24 protein-coding genes and 1 tRNA gene are annotated in these 23,653 nt (G+C 69.9%); 10 read left to right on the plus strand and 15 right to left on the minus strand.

Annotated elements, in window-relative coordinates:
- Positions 1-31 precede the first annotated feature (31 nt).
- Positions 32-1,150, minus strand: coding sequence for an ABC transporter substrate-binding protein (locus JJB11_RS24540; protein WP_201177753.1), 1,119 nt, complete (start codon positions 1,148-1,150; stop codon positions 32-34).
- A 202-nt stretch (positions 1,151-1,352) separates the two neighbouring features.
- On the opposite strand from JJB11_RS24540, the gene JJB11_RS24545 reads away from it, so the two are divergent.
- Positions 1,353-2,024, plus strand: coding sequence for a YoaK family protein (locus JJB11_RS24545; protein WP_201177754.1), 672 nt, complete (start codon positions 1,353-1,355; stop codon positions 2,022-2,024).
- Positions 2,025-2,043: 19 nt separating this feature from the next.
- Here JJB11_RS24545 and JJB11_RS24550 read toward each other — a convergent pair whose 3' ends face one another.
- Positions 2,044-2,406: a hypothetical protein gene (locus tag JJB11_RS24550; protein WP_201177756.1), complete on the minus strand. Its 363-nt coding sequence runs from the start codon at positions 2,404-2,406 to the stop codon at positions 2,044-2,046.
- Between the two features lie 141 nt (positions 2,407-2,547).
- On the opposite strand from JJB11_RS24550, the gene JJB11_RS24555 reads away from it, so the two are divergent.
- Entirely contained in the window at positions 2,548-3,354 is an 807-nt protein-coding gene (locus JJB11_RS24555) for a class I SAM-dependent methyltransferase (RefSeq protein ID WP_201177758.1), read from the plus strand.
- 22 nt (positions 3,355-3,376) lie between these two features.
- Here the strand turns inward: JJB11_RS24555 and JJB11_RS24560 are convergent, their stop codons facing one another.
- Together JJB11_RS24560 and JJB11_RS24565 are read right to left on the minus strand one after the other, a co-directional pair.
- On the minus strand, positions 3,377-3,883 hold the full coding sequence (locus JJB11_RS24560) for a hypothetical protein (protein ID WP_201177760.1): 507 nt from the start codon (positions 3,881-3,883) through the stop codon (positions 3,377-3,379).
- Positions 3,884-3,920: 37 nt separating this feature from the next.
- Positions 3,921-4,127 carry a hypothetical protein gene (locus tag JJB11_RS24565; RefSeq protein WP_201177762.1) on the minus strand — a complete coding sequence of 69 codons (207 nt, stop codon included), beginning with the start codon at positions 4,125-4,127 and terminating at the stop codon, positions 3,921-3,923.
- A 133-nt stretch (positions 4,128-4,260) separates the two neighbouring features.
- On the opposite strand from JJB11_RS24565, the gene JJB11_RS24570 reads away from it, so the two are divergent.
- Positions 4,261-5,796, plus strand: a complete 1,536-nt coding sequence (locus JJB11_RS24570; RefSeq protein WP_201177764.1) for a tripartite tricarboxylate transporter permease — start codon at positions 4,261-4,263, stop codon at positions 5,794-5,796.
- Between the two features lie 45 nt (positions 5,797-5,841).
- Here the strand turns inward: JJB11_RS24570 and JJB11_RS24575 are convergent, their stop codons facing one another.
- From JJB11_RS24575 to JJB11_RS24590, 4 genes are all read right to left on the minus strand, one after another.
- On the minus strand, positions 5,842-6,849 hold the full coding sequence (locus JJB11_RS24575) for a 2-dehydropantoate 2-reductase (protein ID WP_201177766.1): 1,008 nt from the start codon (positions 6,847-6,849) through the stop codon (positions 5,842-5,844).
- Between the two features lie 11 nt (positions 6,850-6,860).
- Complete coding sequence (locus JJB11_RS24580) at positions 6,861-7,628, minus strand: fumarylacetoacetate hydrolase family protein (protein ID WP_201177768.1); 768 nt, start codon at positions 7,626-7,628, stop codon at positions 6,861-6,863.
- 8 nt (positions 7,629-7,636) lie between these two features.
- Positions 7,637-7,936, minus strand: coding sequence for an HAD family hydrolase (locus JJB11_RS24585; RefSeq protein WP_201177770.1), 300 nt, complete (start codon positions 7,934-7,936; stop codon positions 7,637-7,639).
- A 121-nt stretch (positions 7,937-8,057) separates the two neighbouring features.
- Positions 8,058-8,882, minus strand: coding sequence for an IclR family transcriptional regulator (locus tag JJB11_RS24590; protein WP_201965087.1), 825 nt, complete (start codon positions 8,880-8,882; stop codon positions 8,058-8,060).
- 100 nt (positions 8,883-8,982) lie between these two features.
- Here JJB11_RS24590 and JJB11_RS24595 point away from each other — a divergent pair, with 100 nt between their 5' ends.
- From JJB11_RS24595 to JJB11_RS24610, 4 genes are read left to right on the plus strand one after another with little or no spacing between them, the layout of a single operon-like run.
- Positions 8,983-10,143, plus strand: coding sequence for an acyl-CoA dehydrogenase family protein (locus tag JJB11_RS24595; RefSeq protein ID WP_201177774.1), 1,161 nt, complete (start codon positions 8,983-8,985; stop codon positions 10,141-10,143).
- Entirely contained in the window at positions 10,140-11,291 is a 1,152-nt protein-coding gene (locus JJB11_RS24600; protein ID WP_201177776.1) for an acyl-CoA dehydrogenase family protein, read from the plus strand. Before JJB11_RS24595 ends, JJB11_RS24600 begins: the two co-directional genes overlap by 4 nt.
- Positions 11,288-12,262 (plus strand): Bug family tripartite tricarboxylate transporter substrate binding protein, encoded by a 975-nt coding sequence (locus tag JJB11_RS24605; protein ID WP_201177778.1) that lies wholly within the window; start codon positions 11,288-11,290, stop codon positions 12,260-12,262. The genes JJB11_RS24600 and JJB11_RS24605 overlap by 4 nt, the downstream gene beginning before the upstream one ends.
- Positions 12,262-13,470 (plus strand): CaiB/BaiF CoA transferase family protein, encoded by a 1,209-nt coding sequence (locus JJB11_RS24610; RefSeq protein WP_201177780.1) that lies wholly within the window; start codon positions 12,262-12,264, stop codon positions 13,468-13,470. Before JJB11_RS24605 ends, JJB11_RS24610 begins: the two co-directional genes overlap by 1 nt.
- 9 nt (positions 13,471-13,479) lie before the next feature.
- Here JJB11_RS24610 and JJB11_RS24615 read toward each other — a convergent pair whose 3' ends face one another.
- Positions 13,480-14,703: a YhjD/YihY/BrkB family envelope integrity protein gene (locus JJB11_RS24615; RefSeq protein WP_201965089.1), complete on the minus strand. Its 1,224-nt coding sequence runs from the start codon at positions 14,701-14,703 to the stop codon at positions 13,480-13,482.
- 223 nt (positions 14,704-14,926) lie between these two features.
- Between JJB11_RS24615 and JJB11_RS24620 the strand changes: the two genes are divergently transcribed.
- Entirely contained in the window at positions 14,927-15,319 is a 393-nt protein-coding gene (locus JJB11_RS24620) for a hypothetical protein (RefSeq protein ID WP_201177782.1), read from the plus strand.
- A gap of 27 nt (positions 15,320-15,346) precedes the next feature.
- Here JJB11_RS24620 and JJB11_RS24625 read toward each other — a convergent pair whose 3' ends face one another.
- On the minus strand, positions 15,347-17,515 hold the full coding sequence (locus JJB11_RS24625) for an FUSC family protein (RefSeq protein WP_201965090.1): 2,169 nt from the start codon (positions 17,513-17,515) through the stop codon (positions 15,347-15,349).
- Between the two features lie 193 nt (positions 17,516-17,708).
- Between JJB11_RS24625 and JJB11_RS24630 the strand changes: the two genes are divergently transcribed.
- A complete protein-coding gene (locus tag JJB11_RS24630; protein WP_201177785.1) occupies positions 17,709-18,179 on the plus strand; it encodes a hypothetical protein in 471 nt (156 codons plus the stop codon).
- Between the two features lie 52 nt (positions 18,180-18,231).
- Here JJB11_RS24630 and JJB11_RS24635 read toward each other — a convergent pair whose 3' ends face one another.
- Entirely contained in the window at positions 18,232-18,627 is a 396-nt protein-coding gene (locus tag JJB11_RS24635) for a carboxypeptidase regulatory-like domain-containing protein (protein WP_201177787.1), read from the minus strand.
- A gap of 578 nt (positions 18,628-19,205) precedes the next feature.
- Here JJB11_RS24635 and JJB11_RS24640 point away from each other — a divergent pair.
- Positions 19,206-19,290 (plus strand) — tRNA-Leu (locus JJB11_RS24640).
- Between the two features lie 23 nt (positions 19,291-19,313).
- On the opposite strand, the gene JJB11_RS24645 is transcribed toward JJB11_RS24640, so the two are convergent.
- The 4 genes from JJB11_RS24645 to JJB11_RS24660 form a co-directional block, all read right to left on the minus strand.
- Positions 19,314-21,455 carry a patatin-like phospholipase family protein gene (locus JJB11_RS24645; protein WP_201177789.1) on the minus strand — a complete coding sequence of 714 codons (2,142 nt, stop codon included), beginning with the start codon at positions 21,453-21,455 and terminating at the stop codon, positions 19,314-19,316.
- A gap of 145 nt (positions 21,456-21,600) precedes the next feature.
- Positions 21,601-22,155 (minus strand): lipid-binding SYLF domain-containing protein, encoded by a 555-nt coding sequence (locus JJB11_RS24650; RefSeq protein ID WP_201177790.1) that lies wholly within the window; start codon positions 22,153-22,155, stop codon positions 21,601-21,603.
- Positions 22,156-22,193: 38 nt separating this feature from the next.
- Positions 22,194-22,976, minus strand: a complete 783-nt coding sequence (locus tag JJB11_RS24655; RefSeq protein ID WP_201177792.1) for a DUF2092 domain-containing protein — start codon at positions 22,974-22,976, stop codon at positions 22,194-22,196.
- A 13-nt stretch (positions 22,977-22,989) separates the two neighbouring features.
- Positions 22,990-23,613, minus strand: coding sequence for a response regulator transcription factor (locus JJB11_RS24660; protein WP_201177795.1), 624 nt, complete (start codon positions 23,611-23,613; stop codon positions 22,990-22,992).
- Positions 23,614-23,653 lie beyond the last annotated feature (40 nt).

A 23,653-nucleotide genomic window follows, 5' to 3' on the forward strand; every position in this document is an offset into this window, starting at 1 on the left:
CGACCGGGCTCCCCACTCCCCGCTCCCCGGCTCAATGCGCGAAGGAGCCGTCCTTGCGGATCATCGACAGCGCCACGAAGCGCGAGCCCAGGTTGTTCTGCGGGCCGTAGCTGATGGCGAAGCCGCCGAGGTCCTCGTTGTTCAGGCCCTTGAGCGTGGTGATCAGGCGGGCGCGCGTCAGCGGCGGCGCGGTCTTCTGGAGGGCGGCGACGACCAGCTTCGCGGTGAGGAAGCCTTCCATGCTGTTGTAGCTGAACTTGCCGGCGTCCTGCGCGCCCACGACCTTCTGGTATTCACGCACCACCGGGTTGCCCAGCTCGGTGAAGGGGTAGGGCACGACCTGGCTCACGATCACGCCGGCCGCTTCGTCCCCGAGGTCCGCGTGCAGGCCGGAGGCGACGCTCAGCACGAAGAACTGCGGCTGCACGCCCTTGGCGCGGATGCCGCGGACCAGGGCCGCGGCGGGCTTGGACTGGCCGAAGTACATCACCGCTTGCGGCGTCTGCGCCGCGACGGTCTCCACGGCCTTGGCGACGTCGACGGTGCCGCGCGGGACCGGTGCCAGCGCCACCGGCGCACTGCCCCGCTTCTTCAGCGCCACGTTGAGTGCCTCCACGCTCTCCTTGCCGAAAGCGTCGTCCTGGTAGGCGGCGGCGATGCGCGTGATGCCGATGGTCCACGCGTGGTTCACCGCCGCCTCGATCTCGTCGCCGGTGCTCGCGCGCAGGTGGAACAGGTTCTCCACGTACGGGTCGCGCAACGACTTCGCGCCGCTGGTGTTGCCGATCTCCGCGATGCCCGACGCCTGCAGCATCGGAATGATCTTCTGCACGTTGGCCGTGCCGCGGTAGCCCACGAGCGCCAGTGCGTTCTGCTCGATCAGCGCCTTCGTGTTCTCCGCCGTGCGGTCCGGGCTGAAGCCGTCGTCCAGCACGACCAGCTTGATCTTTTCCCCGCGGATGCCGCCCTTGCGGTTCACCTCGTCGAACAGCGCCGACATGCCGCGCACGTAGTCCTTCGTGAGGGCGGCCGAGGTGCCCGAGAGGTCGCCGGAGGTGCCCAGCACGATGTCGGCAAGGGCCAGGGCGGGCGCGAACAGCGCGCACAAGGCGAGGGCGCGGCCGCAGCGGGCCAGCGTGGATGCATGCATGGAGATCTCCCGTCGAAGGCTGATGGATACCAAAGCCCAGCCGTTCCCGCACGCTAGCCGATAGCGCGCGCTTCTTGAATCGGTGGCTGCCTTATCTGTCGCGTGCGCGCCGCGATCGCGCGGGTTTCATCACTTTTTCAGTACAGCGGGCCGCCGGGCCGGTCGGCGCAGCGCGGGCCAGTACAGCCGCTAAGCTCGCCGCATGCAACACCGGCCTGTCCTCATGGCCACGCTGCTGGCGGCGGTGGCCGGCTGGGTGGACGCCCTGGGCTTCTTCGCCCTGGCCGGCGTGTTCACCGCACACCTCACGGGCAACCTGGTGCTGATCGGGCAGCAGTTGATCCGCACCGAGAGCGGTTTCCTCCCCAAGCTGCTGGTGTTCCCGGCCTTCTTCGCCGGCGTGGCGCTCGCGGCGCTGCTGCACGCGCATCGCAAGGCGCGCGGGCGCTCGTCGGTGCGCGCACTGCTGCTGGCCGAGGCGGTCGCCGTCGTGGCCTTCATGCTGGCCGGCCACGTTGCGGGGCCCGTGAAGGAGGGCGAGAACATGGGGACGCTGGCGCTCGTGGCGGTGGTGCTGGGCGCCATGGCCATGGGCGTGCAGAACGCCGAAGGGCGGCTCGCGCTGCGCGAGCTCGGCTCCACGGCGGTCATGACTTCCAACATCACGCAGGTGATGCTCGACGTGGTCAACGCCCTGCGCACCCGGGGGCCCGAGCGGCAGCGGTCGATGCGGCGCGCACGGCGGCAGGTGTTGCCGATCGCAGCGTTCGCCCTTGGCGCGATCCTCGCGGCCTACGCTTACCTGGCCTTCGGCTTCTGGGGGCTGCTGCCTGCGGCACTCGCGCTGCTGGCGCTCGCCGCGCTGGCGGACTGATCGCGGCCGGCACGCGGGCTCACTGCAGCGTGGTCCCGTAGGTCTGCTTGGCATTGGCGCAGTTCGGGTCCGTCGGCAGCACGTTCGAGATGCCGACGGCGCCGGGCGACTGTCCCTGGCTCACCGGCCAGGTCTCGCCCGGATGCAGCACGCGGCTGGGCAGCGCGGCCGTCCAGGCGCACTTGTCGACGGTGCTGCGGTTCACCAGCAGCGTGACCGGGTAGCCGTAGCCGGCCGCGTCGTATTGCCACCAGGTTTCCATGAACACGCCCGGATGGCGGTCGAACGCGAACGAGCTTTGCATGGTCGGTGCGTAGACGCAGGCCGTGAGCGCGCTGGCTGCCACCGCGAGCAGCACGCCCACGCGGGGAGCGATCTTCATGCGGAGTCCTTTCGTGAACGTTGCGGTGCGCACGGGAATGCGTCGCGCTGCCCACATGATTGCGCTTCGCCTGCAACCGCGCATGGGACCTTGGTCCCAGGCGCGTGCGACGACAATGCGTCATCCAGCCAGGAGCTCCCCATGCGTCACCTTGCCGCGCTCGCCCTCGCAGCGTCCGTTCTCGCCGCCTGTGCCACGACGCCGCAGTCGTTCGACACGACCAGCCGCTACCAGGCCATCGTCGCTGCTCCGGACCGGTCGGAGGCCGATCGTCGCAACGACGTGCGCCGCAAGCCGGTCGAGATGCTCGCGTTCCTGGGCGTGCAGCCGGGGATGGTGGTGGAGGACGTGAGCGCGGGACGCGGCTACACCAGCGAGCTGCTGGCGCGGGCGGTCGCGCCCGAGGGCAAGGTGTACGCGCAGACCGCGCCGCGCAACCCGGCCCGCATGCCGCCGCCCCAGCCCGAAGGCGCGTCCGCACCGCCCATGCCCACCGCGCCCGCGGTGACGCCGACCCTCGCCGAGCGCATGCGCAATCCCGCGCTCGCCACCGTGCTCGTGCCGGTGACGCGTCCCTTCGAGGACCCCGTGCCGCCCGAAGCGCAAAGCCGGCTGGACCTCGTCACGCTGATGTTCAACTACCACGACTTCGGCCATCTCGGCGTGGACCGCGCGCAGCTGAACGCCGCCGTGTTCCGCGCGCTGAAGCCCGGGGGCAGCTACGTGATCGCGGACCACTCCGGTCGCGCGGGCACCGGCATCACCGAGTCGGGCACCTTGCACCGCGTCGAGGAAGCGCTGGTCGTACGCGAGGTCGAGGCCGCGGGCTTCCGGCTCGAGTCGTCCGGCGACTTCCTGCGCAATCCGGCCGACCCGCGCGACCGCAACACGCCCGAGCCGCCCATGCCCAAGGACGAATTCGTGCTGCGCTTCGTGAAGCCGCGGTGATGGCGGCGCCCGGCGCTGCGCCTCAGAGCTCGCTCGCGTCCTTGCCGGCGGCAGCCTTGATCACCAGCCGCAGTTGCGGGCGGCGCGCGTCGCCGGTGCGCTGCAGGTAGACCTCCATCGCGTCGGAGTTCCAGGTCGCGTACGCGCCCTCGGGGCCTTGCGACGCGAGCTCCGGGCCCCAGGTCCTGCGTCCCCAGGACAGCAGGGCGTCGTAGGCGTGCGCGTCCGCATCGGCCGGCGCGAGGTACTCGATGCGCCGCAGCTCGCCTTCCGCGAAGAAGTAGGTGGGCGCCATGGCGACGCCGGCCAGCGCGGCCGGCGGCCCGGCCCAGCTGCCGACCAGTCCGCCGGCCAGGCGCACGGCGCGATGCACGGGCCGCAGCCCGGGCACGGCTTGCTGCAACTGCTGCGGCGTCATCCCGAGCTGCACGGTATCGGGCAGGTCTTGCGCCTGCGCGCTGGCCAGCAGCGCGGCGAGGCAGGCGAGCGCGAACGCGTGACGCCAGGTCGAAAGGGTGGGGTACTGCATGGAGCGAAGCGAAGGGGCCGGCGGGATGCGCGGGCCCTCAACAGAAGATGAGCGCGAGCCAGGCCGGATCGTCGAGCACGTTCAGGATGACGAAGACGCCGACGCGGTAGGCCCAGAACTCTGCGCGGGCAATGAACTCGGCCGTGAACACGGATGCCAGTGTAAGCGCAGCGCCGCAGTCGGGGCGGCGGCTGCCGATGCGCAGCAGCGGTGCCGAAAGTGCCCGGCCATTGCGCGGATGCATTCTTTCAACCGACAGGGCTTACCCCGACGGTCTTCCCCCGGGGCGGCAATGCGGATATAGTTTTGCACAAATAAAGATCGGTTTGTACAAAACCGGTCAGTCCTTTCGCCGCCCAACCTCGCTGACTGCCCCGATGGAAGTTATCCACAATCTCGCGTTCGGCTTCTCGCACGCCCTGACGCTTCACAACCTGATGTACTGCGCGATCGGGTGCGTGGTCGGCACCCTGGTCGGGCTGCTGCCCGGCCTCGGCCCGCTGGCGACCATCTCGATCCTGTTGCCGCTGACGTATTCCATTCCCACGGGTGGCGCGCTGATCATGCTGGCCGGCATCTACTACGGTGCGCAGTACGGCGACTCGGTGTCGGCGATCACGATGAAGATCCCGCACGCCAGCTCGATCGTGGGCTGCATCGACGGGTATGCGCTCACCCTGAAGGGCAGGACCGGCCTGGCGCTGTTCACCGCCGGCATCTCGAGCTTCATCGGCGGCACCGTCGCGATCATCGTGCTCGCCTGGTTCGCCCCCAAGCTGGGCGAGGTGGCCTTCCTGTTCGGGCCCGCCGACTACTGCGCGCTGATGCTCGTGGGCTTCATCTGCGTGAGCTTCGTGACGACGGGCAGCGTGCTCAACGGCCTGTCGATGTGCCTGATCGGCGTGCTGCTCGGGCAGGTCGGCACGGACGTGAACTCGGGCATGCAGCGTTTCACCATGGACCTGCCCTTCCTCGCGGACGGCCTCGGCGTGGTGAGCATCGCGCTGGGCTGCTTCGGCATCGCGGAGATCACCAAGAACCTCGACGAGAAGACCGAGCGCACGCCCTTCAACGGAAAGATCAAGCTCATCCCGTCCTGGCCCGAGTTCAAGCGCATCATCCCCAGCGCACTGCGCGGCAGTGCCGTGGGCTCCTTCATGGGCATCCTGCCCGGGGGCGGCACCGTGATCGCGCAGTTCGCGGCCTACGCGCTGGAGCGCAAGGTCAGCAAGTACCGCAGCGAGATCGGCTACGGCGCGATCGAGGGGGTGGCGGGCTACGCGGCGGCCGACGAAGCGGCTGCGCGCACCAGCTTCATCCCGCTGATGTCCATCGGCATCCCGGAGAACGCGGTGATGGCGCTGATGATGGCCGCCTTCATCATCAAGGGCATCCAGCCGGGCCCCAACATGATCGCGGGCCACCCGGACCTGTTCTGGGGCCTGGTCGCCTCCATGTGGATCGGCAACGTGTTCCTGGTGGTGCTGAACGTGCCGCTGGTGCGCTACTGGCTGTCGGTGTTCAAGATCCCGTACGTGGTCCTGTTCCCCTGCATCCTGTTCTTCTGCTGCATCGGGACCTACTCGGTCAACAACAACGTCGACGACATCTTCATCACCGCGGCGTTCGGCCTCATGGGCTATCTCATGATGCGGCTGGAGCTGGACCCCGCGCCGCTGATGCTGGGCTTCATCCTGGGCCCGATGCTGGAAGAGAACTTCCGCCGCGCCCTGCTGCTGTCCCGCGGCAGCTTCGCGACCTTTGTGGACCGTCCCATCAGCGGCACGCTCATGGGCATCGTCGCGCTCTTCATCGTCTGGCAGCTGGTCGCGTTCTTCCTCAAGGTGCGCAGCGACCGCGCCTCGCCGGCCGCGGCGGAACCGCCGCCCAAGACGAGGGAAGCAGGCGCCTGAGATGCGCCGGCGCAGCTCCCGTGCGGGACGCTGCGCCTGCTTTCATCACGCAGGCTGCATGCTCACCCGCCCGCGCTCCACTTCCATGTTCCGCGCCAGCAGCTTCACGAGCGCATAGACCGTGTCGATGTGGGGCGTCGGCGTGTCGGTCATGCGGGCCAGCTCCGCCACCGAGCCGACCAGCGCGTCGATCTCCGGCGCGCGGCCCGCTTCGATGTCCTGCAGCATCGAGGTCTTGTGCCGCCCGACCTTCTCCGCACCGGCGATGCGCTTGTCCAGCGTGACGCGGAAGGAGATGCCCAGCTTCGCCGCCACGTCCTGCGCCTCGCGCATCATGTCGGCGGCAAGGCCGCGCGACAGCGAGTACTGGCAGATGTCGACCAGCGTCGCCTGCGTGAGCCCGCTGATCGGGTTGAACGTGAGGTTGCCCCACAGCTTCAGCCAGATCTCGGAGCGGATGTCGTCCAGCACCGGCGCCTTGAAGCCGGCGCGCGTGAAGCATTCGGAGATGCGCTGCACGCGCTCGCTGCTGCCGCCATCGAGCTCGCCCAGCGGGAAGCGGTCTCCCTCGATGTGGCGCACCACGCCGGGAGCGACCAGCTCCGACGCGGGGTACACGACGCAGCCGATCACGCGCTCGGGCGGGATGCGGCGCGCCAGTTCGCCGTCGCTGTCGACGCTGCGCACCGGGCTGCCTTCGAGCGGGCCGCCGGTCTTGTGGAAGTACCAGAAGGGGATGCCGTTCTGCATGGTCACGACGGCCGTGTCGGGACCGAACAGGCGCGGCAGCTCCCCCGCGACGGCGGCGACCTGGTGCGCCTTGGTCGCGAGGATCACCAGGTCCTGCGGGCCTGCGGCGCCGTAGTCGTCGGTGGCGCGCACGTCGCGCGCGACCTGCTCGCTGCCGTCCGCGAACTGCAGGCGCATGCCGTGCTCGCGGATCGCGCGCAGGTTCTCGCCGCGCACGATGAACGTGACCTCCTCGCCCGCGAGCGCGAGTTTCGCGCCGACGTAGCCGCCGATGGCGCCGGCACCGATGATGGCAATCTTCATGGGGAAGCTCCTTAGTTGAACCGGTTCGTGAGGCGGCCGATGCCGTCGATCTCGACTTCGACGGTGCTGCCCGGCTTCATGGAGCCGACACCGATGGAGGTGCCGCACAGGATGATGTCGCCGGGCAGCAGGCTCATGTCCTGCGAGATCAGGCTGACGAGTTGCGCCACGGAGAAGCGCATGTCGCTCACGGGATAGTCCTGCCGCACCTGGCCGTCGAGCAGCGTGCGCACGCGCAGCTTTTCTGGGTCCAGTCCCGTCGCCACCGCGGGGCCGAACGGGCAGAAGGTGTCGAAGCCCTTGGCGCGCACCCACTGCGCGAACGAGGCGTCGCGGTTCAGGATGTCGGCCACGGTCACGTCATTGGCGCAGGTGTAGCCCAGCACGTGCGCGAGCGCATCGCGCTCCGCGACCTGCTTGCAGGTCTTGCCGATCACGATCCCGAGCTCGCCCTCGAACACCACCTTCGCGCTGCCGCCGGGGTGGCGGATGGTCCCGCCGGGTTCGAGATACGAGTTCGGCGTCTTCACCAGGTACAGCGGCTCGGCCGGGACGGCGAGCCCCAGCTTCTCGCCCAGCGCCTTGAAGTTGTTCCACAGCGCGATGACCTTGGTCGGGCGCACGGGCGTGAGCAGGCGCACCTCGGCCAGCGCGAGCGTGCGATCGCCCCGCTGCGGGTACTCGAACAGGTCGCCGTGCCACACGCGCACGCGCTCGCCTTCCAGCGTTCCGAATTGTTCCTTGCCGCCCTCGAGGAAGCGGATCCAGTGCAGTTGCATGGCGGCTCCTAGGCAGCGAGACGGGGGGCGGGTGCGGCGATGGCGCCGACGATGCGCTGGTGGCAGCGCGTTTGCGTCGCCTCGATGGCGTCGACGAGGAAGTCCAGCGGGTACGCACGCAGCAGGTGCGGCTGCTCTTGCGCGACCCACGCGCGCACGCCGGCGCGGCCGGTGGGCTGCAGGGTGGCGAACAGGCGGGCATCCCAGTACCAGGGCAGGTCGAGTTCCTGGAAGGCCGCGTTGTAGGCGTGGCGGTGCGCTTCGGATGCGGTGTCGATGGGCGCGGGAGCGTGCAGGGCTTGAGGCAAGGCGGTCTCCTGGAATGGGCGTGGACCCAATCTAGGCTGCGCCGAGGATCAATGAAAGTGAAACTATTTGATGATGTTCATAAGTTCCCGGTAATGACCGCGACTACGGTCGCGCAGGCTCCTAGCGCAAGCCGACCTGCCGGTCCGCCATGTTCACCAGCTGCACCAGCTGCGGCCCGATCGTCTTGAGCAAGTCGCTCGGGCGCGCGCGGAATCCCGGCACCGCGCAGTTGAACAGCAGCTTGCGCGGCCCGTAGCGGATGCCGGAGGCGACGCCCACCGCGAGCACCCCGAGGCCCGCATCGCCCATGTTGATCGAGAAGCCGCGCTTCGCGTAATTGGCGAGGCTGTCCTTCAGGCCTTCGGTGCTGCGCTCGTATTCGTCCGGCCGCTCCGAGCGTGCGCGCGCGAGAAACTTGTTGCGCTCCGCGGTCGTGAGCTGCGCGAGCCACGCGCGCCCCATCGCGGTCTCGACGATGCCGCGCACCGCGCCCGCGCCGGGCCGCTTCAAGGTTCCGTGCTCGTGCGCCGAAGTCTCGACGTACACCACGTCCAGGTCCATCGTCACGCCGACCGACACCGCGCCTTCGAAGCGGTCGGCCAGCACCTGCATCGCCGGGCGCAGCTGCGGCAGCAATGGCGTGTTGATCACGTAGGGATAGCCGAGCGTCACTGCGGCTGGCCCGATGAAGTAGCGATCGAGCCGGTCGTCGTGGTCCAGGAAGCCCAGCGCCTGCAGCGTGCGGCACAAACGCGAGACCGTGGGGCGCGGCAGGCCCAGCCGCTCGGCGAATTCGCTATTCGCATGGGCGCGCGGATCGCTGACGAAACTCTGCAGGATCATCAGCCCCTTGGCGAGCGTGCCGGAGAAGTCGGGATCGTCCTCCCGCACCTTGCGCAGGGCTTGCTGGTCCTTGATGAGGTGCAGGGAGCGGGGTTGTCGCATCGCGGTCATTCTCGGTGCAGCGCCGATTTTCCGGCATCCGCGTTCCAATATGCGGAACGCAGGTTCGCAACTTGCGATGCCCCGGCCTACAGTGCGGACCATGATTCGCGACCCTGCCCGACTCGATGCCCTGCTCGCCGACATCCGCACCTTCGTGCGCGAACGCTGGCATCCGCTCGAAGAGCGCGTCCAACGCGAGGACGCCGTGCCCGAGGAAGTCGTGCACGAGCTGCGGCGCAAGGGCTATTTCGGCTGGAGCATTCCCGAGGCGTACGGCGGGCTCGGCCTCACAACCGAGGAACTGGTGCTGTGCGCCTTCGAGCTGTCGCAGGCGTCCGTGGCGCTGCGCGCGCGGGTCGGCACCAACACCGGCATCGGCTCGGAGGCGCTGGTGGCGGACGGCACGGAGGAACAGAAGCGGCGCTGGCTGCCGCGCATGGCGCGCGGCGAGCTCACGGGTTGCCTCGCGCTGACAGAGCCCGATGCGGGTTCCGAAGCGAGCAACGTGCAGACCACGGCGCTCCGCGAAGGCGACCACTACGTGCTCGATGGAACGAAGCGCTTCATCACCAACGCGCCCATTGCGGACCTGTTCACGGTGATTGCACGCACGGAAGAAGGCAGCAAGGGCAGCAGCGGGCTCACCGCTTTCATCGTGGAGCGCGAGAGCGCCGGCCTGCGCACGGGCGCCCCGTACCGCAAGATGGGGCAGGAGGGCTCGCCGGTGTCCGACGTGATGTTCGAGAACTGCCGCGTCCCCGCCTTCAACGTCATCGGCGGCCGCGAAGGCGTCGGCTTCCAGACCGTGATGAAGGTGCTGAACAAGCAACGCCTGCACCTGGCGGCCCTGTGCACCGGCCCGGCCATCCGCATGCTCGATCTCGCGATCGCGCACACGCAGCAGCGCAACCAGTTCGGACAGCCCGTCGCCAGCTTCCAGCTGGTGCAGGCGATGATCGCCGACAGCCAGACCGAGATCTTCGCGGCCCGCTCCATGATCCTGGAAGCGGCGCGCGCGCGCGACCGCGGCGAGGACGTGGCGCTCAGCGCCTCGATGTGCAAGTACTTCGCCTCCGAGATGTGCGGCCGCGTGGCCGACCGCTGCGTGCAGATGTTCGGCGGCTCGGGCTACGTCGCCGACTTCAGCCCGATCGAGCGCTACTACCGCGACGTCCGGCTGTTCCGCCTCTACGAAGGCACCAGCCAGATCCACCAGCTGAACATCGCGAAGCTGGTCCTGCGCGCGAGGGCGGCGGCATGACGGAGGACCGCCTGCAGCGCGTGCGCGAGTTCGTCGAAACGCACTGCATCCCGCGCGAGACGGTCGCGCACGTGCACGATCCGGCGGCGCTCGATCGCACCCTGGCCGAGCTGCGCCCGCTCGCGCGCGAGTGGGGCCTGTACCTGCCGCAGCTGCCGGTGGAACACGGCGGGCTCGGCCTGGGCTGGGTCGAGCGCGCGGCGCTGCTGGAGGAGGCGGGCCGCAGCTACCTCGGTCCGGGCTCGATGAACTGCGCCGCGCCCGACCAGCCCAACATGATCAGCCTGCTGCGCCAGGGTTCGCCCGCGCAGCGCAGCCAGTACCTGGAGCCGCTCGCTGCCGGCACGGTGCGATCCTGCTTCGCGATGACCGAGCCCGCACCCGGCGCGGGGTCCGACCCCTCGATGCTGCGCACCACGGCCACGCGCAGCGGCGACGACTGGGTGATCCGCGGCCACAAGTGGTTCATCACCGGCGCCGTGGGCGCGACGTTCGCCATCGTGCTGGCCCGCGCTGACGAAGGTCCCACGCAGTTCATCGTGCCCACCGACACGCCCGGCTTCCGGCTGGTGCGCGCGATCCACGCGATCGATCCCTTCGCGATCGGCGGCCACGGCGAGATCCTGTTCGAGGATTGCCGTGTCGCCGGCGGCGCCGTGCTGGGCGAAGTGGGCCAGGGGCTGCAGTATGCGCAGCAGCGCCTGGAGCCCGCCCGCCTGTCGCACTGCATGCGCCTGATGGGGCGCGCGCGACGTGCCCTGGAACTCGCGCAGGCGTACGTGAACGAGCGCCAGTCCTTCGGCGACCGGCTGGCCGATCTGCAGCAGGTCCAGGCCATGGTGGCGGACTGCCACATCGACCTGCATGCCAGCCGGCTCATGACGCTGGACTGCGCTGCGCGCATGGACGCCGGAGCGTCGGTGAAGACGGAGTCCGCGATGGCGAAGGTGTTCGTGTCCGAGGCGCTCTGGCGCGTGGCGGATCGGGCCGCGCAGTTGATGGGGGCGCTGGGCATGTCCGAGGACGCGCCCGTGTCGCTCATCCTGCGCGAGCTGCGACCCTTCCGCGTCTATGACGGCGCATCCGAACTGCATCGCGCCACCCTCGGTCGGCGCTTCCTGAAAATTTCCCAAGGAGACAAGGCATGAAATCGTTCCGTCTGTTCCGCCGCGGCGCTGCCGCGCTCGCGGCCGCCCTCTGGTGCACGCTGTCGCTGGCTGCGTGGCCGGACCAGCCGATCAAGCTGGTCGTGCCGTTCCCCGCCGGCGGCAGCACGGACCTCGTCGCGCGAGTGGTAGCAGCCGACCTGGGCACGGCCCTGGGGCAGACCGTGCTGGTGGACAACAAGCCGGGCGCGGGCAGCCTGATCGGCTCCGAATACGTCGCGAAGGCAGCGCCCGATGGCTACACCATCCTGATGGCGGGACTCACCAACGTGTTCCTGCCCTACGCGCATCCCGACATGCGCTTCGATGCCATCGACGACTTCGTGCCGATCGGCCTGGTCGCGGACCTGCCCAACGTGATCGCCGTCAACGCGAAGACGCCGTACAAGACGCTCGCCGAACTGATCGCGGCCGACCACGCCAAGCCCGGATCGCTGTCCTTCGGCTCGGCCGGGGTGGCGACGCCCTCGCACCTGGTCTGCGAGATGGTGAACCACGAGGCGAAGATCAAGCTGCAGCACGTGCCGTACAAGGGCAACGCGCCGGCGGTGAACGACCTGATGGCGGGCACGATTCCCGTGATGTGCAACAACCTCGGCGGCACGTTGCCCTACATGAGCAGCGGCAAGATCCGCATCCTCGCGCAGACCGGCAAGACGCGCTCGCCCGCCGTGCCCGATGTCCCCACCTTCGCGGAGCTGGGCATCGGCGGCCTGGAGACCGGCCTGTGGATGGGACTGATGGCGCCCAAGGCCACGCCCAAGGACGTCGTTGCCAAGCTGAACGCCGCGCTGACCAAGGTGATGAACGAACCGGCGACGCGCGAGAAGCTGGCGAAGCTCGGCGCAGCGCCGCTCAGTCCCGCCCCGGCCGCGTTCGCGGAACGCATCAAGACCGACCGCCGCTCCTGGGGCGACGTGCTGAAGAACGTGAACCTCAAGACGACCAACTGATGGCCGACGCCGGGTATCCGCTGCAAGGCGTACGCATCCTCGACATGGCGACGGTGCTCGCCGCGCCGTTTGCCGCGACGCTGTGCGGCGACATGGGCGCGGAGGTCGTCAAGCTCGAATTGCCGCAGGGCAACGACGCGCTGCGCGGCCTGGCGCCGGTGCACGAGGGCCATGCACTGTTCTGGAAGACGGCCAACCGCGGCAAGAAGGGCATCTCGCTGGACGTGCGCAAGCCGGAAGGCCGCGCGCTGTTCCTGCGGCTGATCGAGGACTTCGACGTGCTGGTGGAGAACTTCCGCACCGGCACGCTGGACCAGTGGGGACTGGACCTGGCGACTCTACATGCGCGCAATCCGCGGCTCATCGTGCTGCGCCTCACCGGCTTCGGCCAGACGGGCCCGTACGCGCGGCGGCCCGGCTTCGCGCGCATCTTCGAGGCCATGAGCGGCTTCACGCATCTGACCGGCGAAGCCGACGGCGCACCGCAGCACATGAACTATCCGCTGGGCGACGCAGTGTCCGGACTGTTCGGCGCGTTCGCGATCGCCACGGCCCTGGTCGAACGCAATGCGAAGCCGCGCGAGCAGCAGCAGGGTGTGGAGATCGACCTGTCGGCCACCGAGGCGATGATGCGGCTGCTGGACCCGCTGGCCGCGGAACACCGCATCGCGGGCGTGGTGCGCGGCCGCACGGGTTCGCGCGCCGGCTACACGGCGCCATCGAACGTCTACCAGACGCGCGACGGCGCCTGGATCACGCTGGTGGGCTCGTCCGATCCGATCTTCGCGCGCCTGTGCCGCGCGATGGGCTGCGAGGAGATGGCTCGCGATCCGCGCTTCGACACCAACGTGCACCGCACGGCCAACCTGCTCGCGCTGGACGCGCAGGTGGCGCAGTGGTGCCGCAGCCTCGACCTCGCCGAGCTGGCGCAGCGCCTGGCGGCCGAGGACGTGCCGTTCACCAAGGTCTACTCGATCGCCGATGTCGAGGCGGACCCGCACTTCCGCGCGCGCGGCACGACCATCGAGATGAGCGACCCCGTGCTCGGGAGCATCCCCGCGCCGGCGCCCGTGCCGCGCTTCACCGGCCGCATTCCGCCGCATCCCACCGTCGGACCGGACACGGGCCAGGACAACGCCGAGGTGTACGGTGCGCTCGGCGTCTCGCAGGCGGAACTGGCCGCGCTGAAGCAAGCCAAGGTGATCTGAACGCGCGGGTCAGGCGCTGCGGCGCGAGAGGCGCGGGCGCTGCGCAGGACGCGACTTCGCTGCGGCGTTCTTCTGCGAGCCCTTGCGGCGCAGCAGCCGCAGCGCCATCGCGCCCACCGCGAAGGCGGCGCCGCCGACGGTCGACGCGCGAGTCGCCTTCTGCTTCAACTCCGCCACGCGCACCGGCACTTCCGCTTCCAGCCGGTGGCGCGTCTGCTCCAGCCGCGCGATCGCCGGCGAGGGCTGCTGCGCGTGGCCCGGATGCTCGGGGACCGGCTGCTCGGGGACCGGCTGCTCGTGGTGCGAGGACGCAGGCTCCACGGGCGCAGCCGGTGCCGTGGGCAGCCCCGGCTTGGCGGCGGCCCCGGCGGCATTGGCGCACCGTGAGCCCTGGTCGTGTGCGTACAGCTTGGTGAACTCCGCACCGAGCAGGAAGATCTGCGCCGCGTAGTACACCCACGCGAGCACCACGACCAGCGATCCCGCCGCGGCGAAGGGCTGCGTGAGGCTGCTGCGCCCGAGGTACAGGCCGATCAGGAACTTGCCGAACTCGAACAGCACGGCGGTCGTGAAGGCGCCGACCCACACGTCGCTCCATGCGATGCGCGTGCTGGGCAGCATCTTGAAGATGAAGGCGAACAGGGCGGTCGCGACGCCCAGCGAGAGCGCGAAATTCAGGACGTGCGCCAGCACCGCCATGCCGGGGATCAGCCCGATCGTCCAGCTGTCCACGGCCGTCAGCGCCGCGCTCACGATCAGCGACACCATCAGCAGGAACACCAGCGCGAGGATCACGCCGAAGGACATCAGTCGGGCGCGCAGGATGCTGCGCACCCCGGTGGGCCGGGCCGATGCCGGCACGTGCCAGATGCGGTCCAGCGCGGTCTGCAACTCGGTGAACACGGATGTCGCGCCGAGGAGCAGCACCACGATGCTGATGACGCCGGCAACGAGTCCCTGGTGAGGGTTGCTGGAAGCCAGCACGAGGCTTTGCACGAAGCTCGCGCCCTGGTCGCCGACCAGGCCGCGCATCTCCGCGACGATCCGGCCGGTCACCGCGTCGCGTCCGAACACCGCCCCAGCCACCGCGATCACGATTACCAGCAGGGGCGCCAGCGAGAACACCGTGTAGTACGAGATCGCCGCGCCCATGCTGGGCGCGTAGTCGTCGGACCAGGCCTTGGCCGCCTGGACAAAGAGGCGGAACAGGTTCTTGGGGAGCTTGAGCTTCACGGTCACTCCAGGAGTCGCTGCGGCGCGCGGGTGGGCGCGGAAGCCCATAGGGTGGGGCACGGTAGCACGGTTGGGGTGTCGTCGGCCCCGCGAGCGATCGTCGGAAGGTTCCGCTGTCGGGCAGGCGGCTCGGCAGCGTGCGCGCTGCCAGGCGCGGACGCCGGCGAGCGCACGCGCGGGACCTCCTCGCCATTTGCGCGCGCATGCTCCTACACTGGCAATCATGATCAAGGCGAGGCTGCAGCCCTATGTCGCGGTGGACGGCACGCCGTTCTCGGCGAGCAGCGCCGACCTGCTGCGAGCGCGCGGCCAGCCCTGGAAGTCCGGCCGCAATGCCGTGGGCCTGAACGAGCTGGACTACGGCGACAAGGTGTACCGCTTCCAGGACGGCGGTCGCCTGGAGGAAGTCACCTTCCAGGCCGAGGTCATCACGGTCGGCAACGTGGCGATGCCCTTCGAGGCGCTCGCGTCCTTCGTGCGCAGCCAGGACGACGAAGCGTTCGAGCGCGCCGGTTTCCTGGTGAGCCCGGCCTTCGGCCTGGCGTTCGACCCGCGCGAGCCGTACTGGGTCACGGCGCTGGCGCGCCACTGCATCCCGGAGTGGGAGGCCTTGTAGCGGCCCGCCGCTGGCCGCCCGGACGGCTCACGCGGGGCGCAGCGCCCGCCCCGCATCCACCTGCAGTTCGCGCGCGATGCCCACGGCCAGCCGCAGGCGGCGCACCAGCCAGGGCGTGAGGTCGTGCTCCCCGTCGGGGAACTCCAGCATGGGTGGCGCTTCCTCGTGCGCCGGGGCTGCGTCCGGCCGCGGCGCGTCGGTGGCGAGCGCCGCCGAGATGGCGCGTGTCGCGTCCTCCAGCGGCCCCTGCAACTGGTCCAGGTCGAGCCGGTCGCGCCTTTGCAGCAGCATCGTCTTGATCGCGGTGAGCTGGGCGAGCAGCTGGTAGCTGTGCGCCAGCATGCGTTCGAGCTCCGCAAGCGGCGGCCGCACCGCGCGCGGCTCCGACAGCGACCGCTGGATGGCCTGTACCAGCGCCGACAGGCTGTCATACGCCTCGCGCCGCGCGAGCCGCCAGGCCAGTTCCGCCTTCGTGTCCAGCTCGCGCAGCTGGCCCAGCGCCAGCGCGAGCTGCGCGTGCCGCGCCTGCGCCGTCAACGTGCGGGCGACCAGCGAGCGCACCTGCGTGCGTTCCCACGAGGGCAGCACGTAGCTGAAGGACCAGGCGATCGCCACGCCGATCAGCGTGTCCATCACGCGCTCGGCCAGCTGGAACACCGGCGAGCCGGCGGCGCCGAGCAGGTGCGCCTGCACCAGCGCCAGCACCGTGGCCGCGACGGCGGTGACCAGGTAGCGCTGCAGCGCGAAGGCATGCGCGATGCCCTGGCCTGCGGTCACCACCAGCAGCAGCACGGTCGCGGGCAGGTGCGCGTACAGGATCGCGCCGGCGATCACGCAGCCGAGCAGCGTGCCGGCGACCCGGCTGTTGCGCCGCTCCAGCGTCTGCGCGAGGCTGCCGCGCAGCACCACCACGATGGTCAGCAGGATCCAGTATTCGTGCGAGCCCCAGGGCAGCACCAGCCCGACGAGGTAGCCGGCCGCGATGGCCAGCGCTGCGCGCAGCGCGTGACGCAGGGGCGGCGCGTCCCAGCGCCACAGCGACAGGAAGGGCCGCCAGCTCCACTTGGTGGGGCTCACGAACAGCTGCCAGGCCGTGCGCACGACCTCCGCGTCCGGCGCGCGGGCGCCGCGGGCCAGCGCCACCAGGCGTGCGACCTCGTCGTGCACGTAGCCGACGCGCCGCGCCAGCGCACCGGCGAGCTGCCGGGGCGGCGGTTCGTCGCTGCCGGCGAGCTCCGGCGCAGGCGGCGCCGTCACCGCGGCCAGCGCCAGCGCCGGGCGGGGATGCACGAAATCCGGCGGCTCACGCCCCAGCATCAGTGCATCGGCGAGCGCCTCGAGGTCGCCCGCGAGCGCCTGGATCTCCAGGCCCAGCACGCGCAGCAGTTCCTGGTGCTGCGGGACGGCGCGCACCACGTCGATGTCGAGCGCGCAGGCCACCAGGTGGTCGCGCATGTCCAGCACCTGCAGCAGCATGCCGGCGAGCTGCAGTCGGCGTGGCGTGGTGGGGGTCTCCAGCAGGATGTTGCGCGCGGATTGCAGCTGGTCGGCCAGCGCCGCCTGCTGCTTCATCAGCCGGCCCATGAGGGCAGTGCGCTGCTGCTCCTGCGCGGGCAGGATGAAGTGCATGCCTTGCGTGCGCATCAGGTTGGCGACGGCCCGCAGCGAATCGACGAGCGCCAGCACGCGGTAGCGCGGATTGAGCAGCGTGTTGGCCGCCGTGCCCCACAACACATAGAGGAAGGCGCCCAGCGCGAAGGCGAGCGTCGCGTCGATCACCTCGCGCGTGCTCTCGGCCGGCGGCGCCGCCAGCGCGAAGATCATCGCGAACATGATCGAGACGGAAATCGGCAGGCCGCGCTTGCCCCAGGCTGCGCCCAGGAAGGCGACGAACGTGGCGCCCACCAGCAGCGTCCCCAGTTCCACGGTGGAATGCCGCAGCATGCCGGTGGCGAAGAACAGCGGGATCGCGATCAGGAGGGCGGGCAGGAAGTGCGTGAACTTGCCCTTGCGCGGGGCAGGCTGGTCGGGCGGCGTCACGACGATCACGCCGACGGTGGCGGCCGCGGCAGCGGCCGGCCCGAACAGCAGGTGCACGACCGTGGAGACCAGCAGCAGCCCCAGCGCAGTCACGAGTCCGTTGGCGACATAGGAGCTGAGCGCGATGCGGCGGGCGGTGCGGAGGTGTTCTTTCACGTCGTCGTCGGGGCTCCCGGCTATCAGGCCGCAAGACGCCGGTGCAACACGGCAGCGACGGGTCTTGCTGCAGCCAGCGCGAAGTCTAGCGGCTTCGCGCGCCATGGCCGAGTCCGTCCCGCCCGCAATGGTGTATCGTCGACGGCCCCGCCTGCCTGCTTGCGCCCCTTCCGAGATCATGATTCGCAGTCCCATGACCCGCACCGTGCTGCTGGTCGCTTTCCTTGCGGCCGGCCTGCTGCTGGTGCGCTCCGGCGCGCTGTCGCCGTGGCTGTGGATGTTGCTCACGGTGGTGGTGATCGCCACGCGCGTGATCGCGCGCATGGACGCCTACCAGGACGAGCTGTCGTTAACGGACCAGGGCATCACGCGCCAGCACGGATCGAAGCTGCGCAAGGTGCAGAACGAAAGCGTGCGCTGGGACCAGGTGCGGCGCATCGAGGTGCTGACGCACGAAACCGGGCCGGGGCGCAAGGACCTGCTGTTCCTGCTGTACGGCACGGGGGACGCGGGCGTGGCGGTACCGGGAGCCGTCGCCGAACGGCACGGGCTGCTCCCCGAGCTGCGGCGCCGGTGCCCGGGGTTCCAGGAAGACCAGTGGGAGCAGGCGCAGGCCGCCACGGGGCGCGCGACCATCCTGCTGTGGGAGCAGGCGGCGCCTTAGCTGTTGCGCCGGTCCGGGCCCGCGGCCTCTCCGATCGACGCGTGACGCTGGTTCAGGACGCGTCCCACAGGAAGGACATCCGCGCCGTGTGCTCGCCCATGCGCACGGTCTTCGTCTGGGCGTGGCCGTTGTAGCTCGCCTGCACGCGGTAGCTGCCGGCGCGCGGCACGTCCAGCAGCATCAGCGGTCCGTCGCAGGTGCCTTGCAGCACGACGTTGCCGTCGCTGGACGTCACGGTGAAGTCGACACCGGCGAGATACGCGCCGCCGCGCGTCGCGAACGTGAGCAGCGCATCGTGGCGCGGCGCTTCCTGCTTGATGCTGGCCTGCTCGGATTCGCCGATACCACCGCAGCGGAAGCCCGCTTCGTGGCCTGCGGCCAGCGCAGGGACGGCGGCTGCGAGCAGAAGGGCCGGGCCCATGGCCAGGCTGAACCATCGTGCGTTCATGAGGTGCTCCTGAGGCTGTGCAGCCATCGTGCGCCCAACGCGGGGCAGGCGCGTCAGGGAGGGGGATTCCCTGGCGTAGGACGCGTCTCGCGCGCTTCATGCCGTTCCGGGGTGCTGGAGTGCCGCGTTGCCGGACCGCCCGGCGTTGCGCTGCCGCCGGGTCAGGTGAGGGTCAGTACCCCAGGCCCACACTCATTTCGCGGGAGCGTTCCCGCGTTGCGGCGAAGGTCGCGGCGCGTGGTCGCGAACGTGCGTCATCTCCTTGCCTGCCTCTCTGACACGGCGGGCCTTTCCCCCGGCCGCCGCGTGCGGCCGGTCTTTCTCTAGCACACCCGGCCGCGCGAGATGCCCACAGCAGGCGTGGAGAACGCTGTGGACAAGGGTGTGGAGTCCCGCCACAGGCCGCGCCGGTGCGGCGATCCGGGGTGCTGCCTGTTGCGCACGCAGTCGCTTTCGCGGGACTGACGCAGGGCGTCTGCTGTCGTTGCCTGCCCACGCGGCCGTGGCGCCGCGCGCCGTTCTTCAGGCTTGCTTCAGGGTCCGGCGCGCCGCCCCCCTACAATCGCGCCTCCTGAGATGCCCAGGTGGCGGAATTGGTAGACGCACTAGTTTCAGGTACTAGCGGGTAACACCGTGGAGGTTCGAGTCCTCTCCTGGGCACCAGCCGCACGCGCGGGCGCAGCCACTCAAGGCCTGCCCAGGAACACGTAGAAGCTGTCGTAGCCCTTGCTCGCGTGCCCGTACCCGAGGTACAGCGGCCCGAGCGGCGTGTCCACGCCCAGCAGCAGGGACGCCGAGCGGATGGTGCCGAGGTCGTTGCCGGGCAGCAGCGAGTGGCTCATGCGCCCGATCTCCAGCGAGCCTCCCGCATAGATGCCATCGAGCAGGCTCCAGTTCTTCAGGCGGTTGTAGTACACGAGCCGGGCGAAGCGCAGGTCCTCCCCGATCAGCGCGCCCGTCGGCAGTCCCGACATCTGCAACAGCCCGCCCCACTGGAACATCTGCGAAGGCGGCAGCGCATCGCTGCCCAGCCGGCGTCCCAGCTTGCCGGAGACCTGGAACGTGTTGTCGCCGAACGAGTGCACGTAGGTGCCTGAGAGATCCAGGCGCGTGAAGTTCACGTCGCCGCCGAGCGACTTCTGCGCCGCCACGATGTCCACGGTGGCCCCATAGCCCTTGCGGGGGAAATGCAGGTTGTCCAGCTGGTCGACCAGCGCGCGCAGCGTCACGGCGGAAGAGTTCACGTCCGCGCGCGACGTATCGAGCACGGGCGGTCCGGTATCCACCGTGGACCGGTGGCGCGTGTATTCGAGGCCCAGGCGCGTCTCGCCGTAGTGCGTGAGCTGCGCGCCGGCGGCGAGTTCCACCGTCGCATCCGTGCCGTCGAAGATCGCGATGCGTTGGTCGCCCTTGAACACGTCCACGCTGCGCCGCTGCACCAGCGCGCGCGGCGCGAGGAAGAAGCCGGGGCCGCGCTGCAGCGGCTGGTACAACTCGGTGGCGACCCGGCTGGTGCGACCGAGCTGGCCGTCGATGCGCCACTCCGCGCCCAGTGAATTCAGCCAGGTCATGCGGTAGTTCACCAGCAGGTTGAAGAAGGCGTCGCCCTGGAAGTCGGACGACAGCCCGAGCCCGCCACGCAGGTAGTTGGGGCCCCAGCTCTTTTCCACCGCATCCACGGCCAGCACGCGCTTGCCCGGTTCCTCCAGCAGCGAGTAACTCACATGCTCGAAGTCGCCCGTGCCGAACAGGCGCTGCATGTCGCGGTCCAGCACCTTCTGGTCCACCGGCTGCCCTTCGCGCGTCTGCATCTCGGCGCGCGCGATCTGCGGGTCCACCCACTGCAACGGGTTCAGGCGGATCTCGTCGGGCACGAAGGCTTCCAGGGGCGGCGCGGACTGGCGCTTCTGGTTCCAGCGCGCATACGCATCGGGCGAGAGCGCGTAGGGTGCCAGCAGGTCCGCGACGGCGCGGGTGGCGGCTTCCCCGCTCGGCACGACGTCGGTGAGGTGATCGAAGTCGGTGGCAGAAAAGTCGTCCAGGTGCGGCACCACCAGGATGTCGGTGGGCTTGAGGCTGGCCAGCGAGGCCTGCACGTTCTGCTCGGTGAGGATGTTCACCATCTGCGCGGTGACGCCCAGGATCGAGTTCAGCTGGTCGGCGCGCAGCAGCGGCGTGCCCAGGTTCACCGCGATGACGACCTCGGCGCCCATCGCACGCGCCACATCCACGGGCAGGTTGTCGGTAAGCCCGCCGTCCACCAGCAGGCGGTCGGCGATGCGCACGGGCTCGATCGCGCCGGGCACCGACATGCTCGCGCGCATGGCGGCAGCGAGCTCGCCATCCTTGAGCACGACGGCCTTGCCGCTCACCAGGTCGGTGGCGACGGCGCGAAACGGGATGGGGAGCTGGTCGAATTGGCGGAAACCGCGTACCTTGCTCAATTGCCGCAGCACCGCTTCGAGCTGCACGCCGGAGACGAGTCCCTTGGGCAGCAGCAGCCCGCTCGAGCCCAGGCCCACTTCGGCCGGGGCGAGGTTCTTCGCGTCGTCGCGCTTCAGGCGCACCGCGCGCTCTTCCCGCGGCGGCTGCTCCTTGAAGAGGAGGCGGGTGGAAAGCCTGGAGAGCACCTCCTCCATCTCCTGCACCGTCGCTCCCGACGCATAGGCGGCTCCGACGATGGAGCCCATGCTGGTGCCGACGATGCAGTCCACCGGCACGTGCAGGTCTTCCAGCACCTTGAGCACGCCCACGTGGGCGGCGCCGCGCGCGCCACCGCCGGAGAGCACGAGGCACACGCGCGGCCGCGCGGCACCCGACAAGGACATTGGTGAGGTAGGTGCTACGGGTGCCGCGGCTGTCGCAGGTGCGCCGGAAGCAGGCGCCTGCGCGAGGGAGTGCGACGCGAGCCCCGCCAGGGCGGCGGCGCACGCGAGCGCGCGGCACCTGGCGAAGCGGTGTTTCAAGACCGGCTTACAAGACCAGCTTGCTGACCTTGGTGCCGTCGAGGCTCAGGTTCGCCATGAACCCTTGCTGGTCGCGCACCAGCGCCACCACGGCAGGCCCGCGCGCCTGGTCCAGGCGCGCCATGGCACCGGCGTCTACCACGACCACCGATGCATCGCCGCCCATGACCCAGCCGTTGCTGCTGGTGAACTGGTTCAGCGCCTCCGGCGTCATGAAGAAGATGTAGAGGGTGCGCGACTGCGCCCCCGCCAGCAGACCCACCGAGCCGCTGTTGAGGCTGTAGTAGCCGAGGGTGGTGTTCCCCTTGCGCAGCGCGCCGTTGCCGTGCGAGCCCCCGATCACGAAGCCCACGGTGACCACTTGCGGGAACACGAGCACGCCTTGCGCCGCGTTCGCCATGGCGCGCGCGCCCGGCGCGTTCGCGAACAGCTCGCCCATCGCGGAGTCGACCTGCGTGTCGATTTCGCGGCGCTTGGCGCTGGCCTGCGCCGGGTCCATGGTGGAACTGCAGCCGGCGGCGAGTGCCGCGCCGGCCAGCAGGAGATGTCTGCGGTGGATCATGCTGGATGCCTCTTCGATGACGGGACGGGTGCGGCGCCTCAGCGGCGCGGCACCGCGATTTCCTTCACGCGTGCCAGTGGCACCGAGATGGCGCCGGCAGGCGGCGTGAACTGGTACGAGGTGGCGGCGATCTGCGGGTTGAGCGTCCAGTCGTAGTCGGCGCTGTACTGCGGCCGCGACACCTTGTCGGTCAGGGTCACCACGAGCCGGCGGGGCAGCGGCTGCGCGCCGCGCTGGATCCAGACCTGCCAGTCATGGCCTGCCTCGCGGAACACGTACTGGTCGCAGGCAACGCCGCGGATCGTGGCGAAGCCCACCACGCGCGCCATCCTGATCTCCGGCGGCTTCGCCTGGTCGTCCGCCCAGGCGAACAGGTCGAGGATCGGCAACTGCACGGGGTAGTCGCTCTCCAGCTTGTTTGCCAGTTCGTACACCGTGCCCGTCATCGGCGCCTGCGCGTAGTAGCCGCTGGACTTGCTGTAGACGCTGAAGGTCTTGCCGTCGTACACCACGAGGCGATGCCGGCGGTCGCTGGTCTGCTCGGCGCGCACGTGGTCCGGGCGCGTGACGTCCATGGTGGACGCGGTGTCGTAGCGCACCTTGAGGTCCTGTCCCAGCACCTCCTCCGTGCTGGCGTCGCCCTTCACGCGGAAGGACTGCAAGGTCTGCAGGAACTTGCCCATGCGGGTGAGCGCGGCCATCGCCTCGGGCTCGACGGCGGGGCCGTTGTCGATCTGCGCGAGCGCGGGGACGGCGGCGGCGCAGCAGGCCGCGACCACCAGCAGGCGGCGGAGCGAGCGGCGCGAGATGGCGAGGCGCATCGGGGTCCTTCGTTCAGGCGTGGGACACTGCGCGCTCGCTCGCGCAGCGCAGCGCCAGCAGCAAGCCGGGCAAGGTGTCGACGCCCAGCGTGCGCATGATGCGCGCGCGGTCCGCCTTGATCGTGCGTTCGCTCACGCCCAGGTCGGCCGCGAGCTGCTTGTGCAGGCGCCCGGCGGCGATGCCTTCGAGCACCAGGTGTTCGCGCTGGCCGAGTGCGGCCAGCCGCGCGCGCGCTTCTTCCGCCTCGCGGCGGCGCGCTCGCTGGCGGATGTCGTGCTGGATCGCATCTTCCACCGCGGCCAGCAGTACGTCGAAGTCCACCGGCTTGGTGAGGAACTCGCGCGCGCCGCTGCGCATCGCGCGGACGCTGGCGCGCACGTCGTCGGCGCCGCTGAGGAAGACGATCGGGTGCTCGTAGCCGGGATGGCGCGCCAGGGCGTCCTGCAGGTCCAGCCCGCTGAAACCGGGCAACTGCAGGTCCAGCAGCAGGCAGCCCGGCTCCGGATCGGGCGCGGGCAACAGGTAGTCTCCCGCGGCGGCGTAGCAGCGCGTGGTGTAGCCGGCCGAGGACAGCACGCGCTGGAGCGCAGCGCGGACGGAAGCGTCGTCGTCGATGATGTGGATGGTTCCGGTCATGGCTCGCCGCGGAAAAGCCGCGTTCCTGCAGGCATGTTCC

It is taken from the genome of Ramlibacter ginsenosidimutans (genome assembly GCF_016654015.1).
Lineage (GTDB): Bacteria > Pseudomonadota > Gammaproteobacteria > Burkholderiales > Burkholderiaceae_C > Ramlibacter > Ramlibacter ginsenosidimutans.

Coding starts and splice junctions, on each gene's coding strand:
- JJB11_RS24595 (WP_201177774.1), top strand. CDS start 8,983: ATGATTCGCGACCCTGCCCGACTCGATGCCCTGCTCGCCGACATCCGC.
- JJB11_RS24550 (WP_201177756.1), bottom strand. CDS start 2,406: ATGAAGATCGCTCCCCGCGTGGGCGTGCTGCTCGCGGTGGCAGCCAGC.
- JJB11_RS24570 (WP_201177764.1), top strand. CDS start 4,261: ATGGAAGTTATCCACAATCTCGCGTTCGGCTTCTCGCACGCCCTGACG.
- JJB11_RS24630 (WP_201177785.1), top strand. CDS start 17,709: ATGACCCGCACCGTGCTGCTGGTCGCTTTCCTTGCGGCCGGCCTGCTG.
- JJB11_RS24620 (WP_201177782.1), top strand. CDS start 14,927: ATGATCAAGGCGAGGCTGCAGCCCTATGTCGCGGTGGACGGCACGCCG.
- JJB11_RS24555 (WP_201177758.1), top strand. CDS start 2,548: ATGCGTCACCTTGCCGCGCTCGCCCTCGCAGCGTCCGTTCTCGCCGCC.
- JJB11_RS24635 (WP_201177787.1), bottom strand. CDS start 18,627: ATGAACGCACGATGGTTCAGCCTGGCCATGGGCCCGGCCCTTCTGCTC.
- JJB11_RS24565 (WP_201177762.1), bottom strand. CDS start 4,127: ATGCATCCGCGCAATGGCCGGGCACTTTCGGCACCGCTGCTGCGCATC.
- JJB11_RS24580 (WP_201177768.1), bottom strand. CDS start 7,628: ATGCAACTGCACTGGATCCGCTTCCTCGAGGGCGGCAAGGAACAATTC.
- JJB11_RS24610 (WP_201177780.1), top strand. CDS start 12,262: ATGGCCGACGCCGGGTATCCGCTGCAAGGCGTACGCATCCTCGACATG.
- JJB11_RS24600 (WP_201177776.1), top strand. CDS start 10,140: ATGACGGAGGACCGCCTGCAGCGCGTGCGCGAGTTCGTCGAAACGCAC.
- JJB11_RS24645 (WP_201177789.1), bottom strand. CDS start 21,455: ATGTCCTTGTCGGGTGCCGCGCGGCCGCGCGTGTGCCTCGTGCTCTCC.
- JJB11_RS24650 (WP_201177790.1), bottom strand. CDS start 22,155: ATGATCCACCGCAGACATCTCCTGCTGGCCGGCGCGGCACTCGCCGCC.
- JJB11_RS24605 (WP_201177778.1), top strand. CDS start 11,288: ATGAAATCGTTCCGTCTGTTCCGCCGCGGCGCTGCCGCGCTCGCGGCC.
- JJB11_RS24540 (WP_201177753.1), bottom strand. CDS start 1,150: ATGCATGCATCCACGCTGGCCCGCTGCGGCCGCGCCCTCGCCTTGTGC.
- JJB11_RS24590 (WP_201965087.1), bottom strand. CDS start 8,882: ATGCGACAACCCCGCTCCCTGCACCTCATCAAGGACCAGCAAGCCCTG.
- JJB11_RS24660 (WP_201177795.1), bottom strand. CDS start 23,613: ATGACCGGAACCATCCACATCATCGACGACGACGCTTCCGTCCGCGCT.
- JJB11_RS24575 (WP_201177766.1), bottom strand. CDS start 6,849: ATGAAGATTGCCATCATCGGTGCCGGCGCCATCGGCGGCTACGTCGGC.
- JJB11_RS24560 (WP_201177760.1), bottom strand. CDS start 3,883: ATGCAGTACCCCACCCTTTCGACCTGGCGTCACGCGTTCGCGCTCGCC.
- JJB11_RS24545 (WP_201177754.1), top strand. CDS start 1,353: ATGCAACACCGGCCTGTCCTCATGGCCACGCTGCTGGCGGCGGTGGCC.
- JJB11_RS24655 (WP_201177792.1), bottom strand. CDS start 22,976: ATGCGCCTCGCCATCTCGCGCCGCTCGCTCCGCCGCCTGCTGGTGGTC.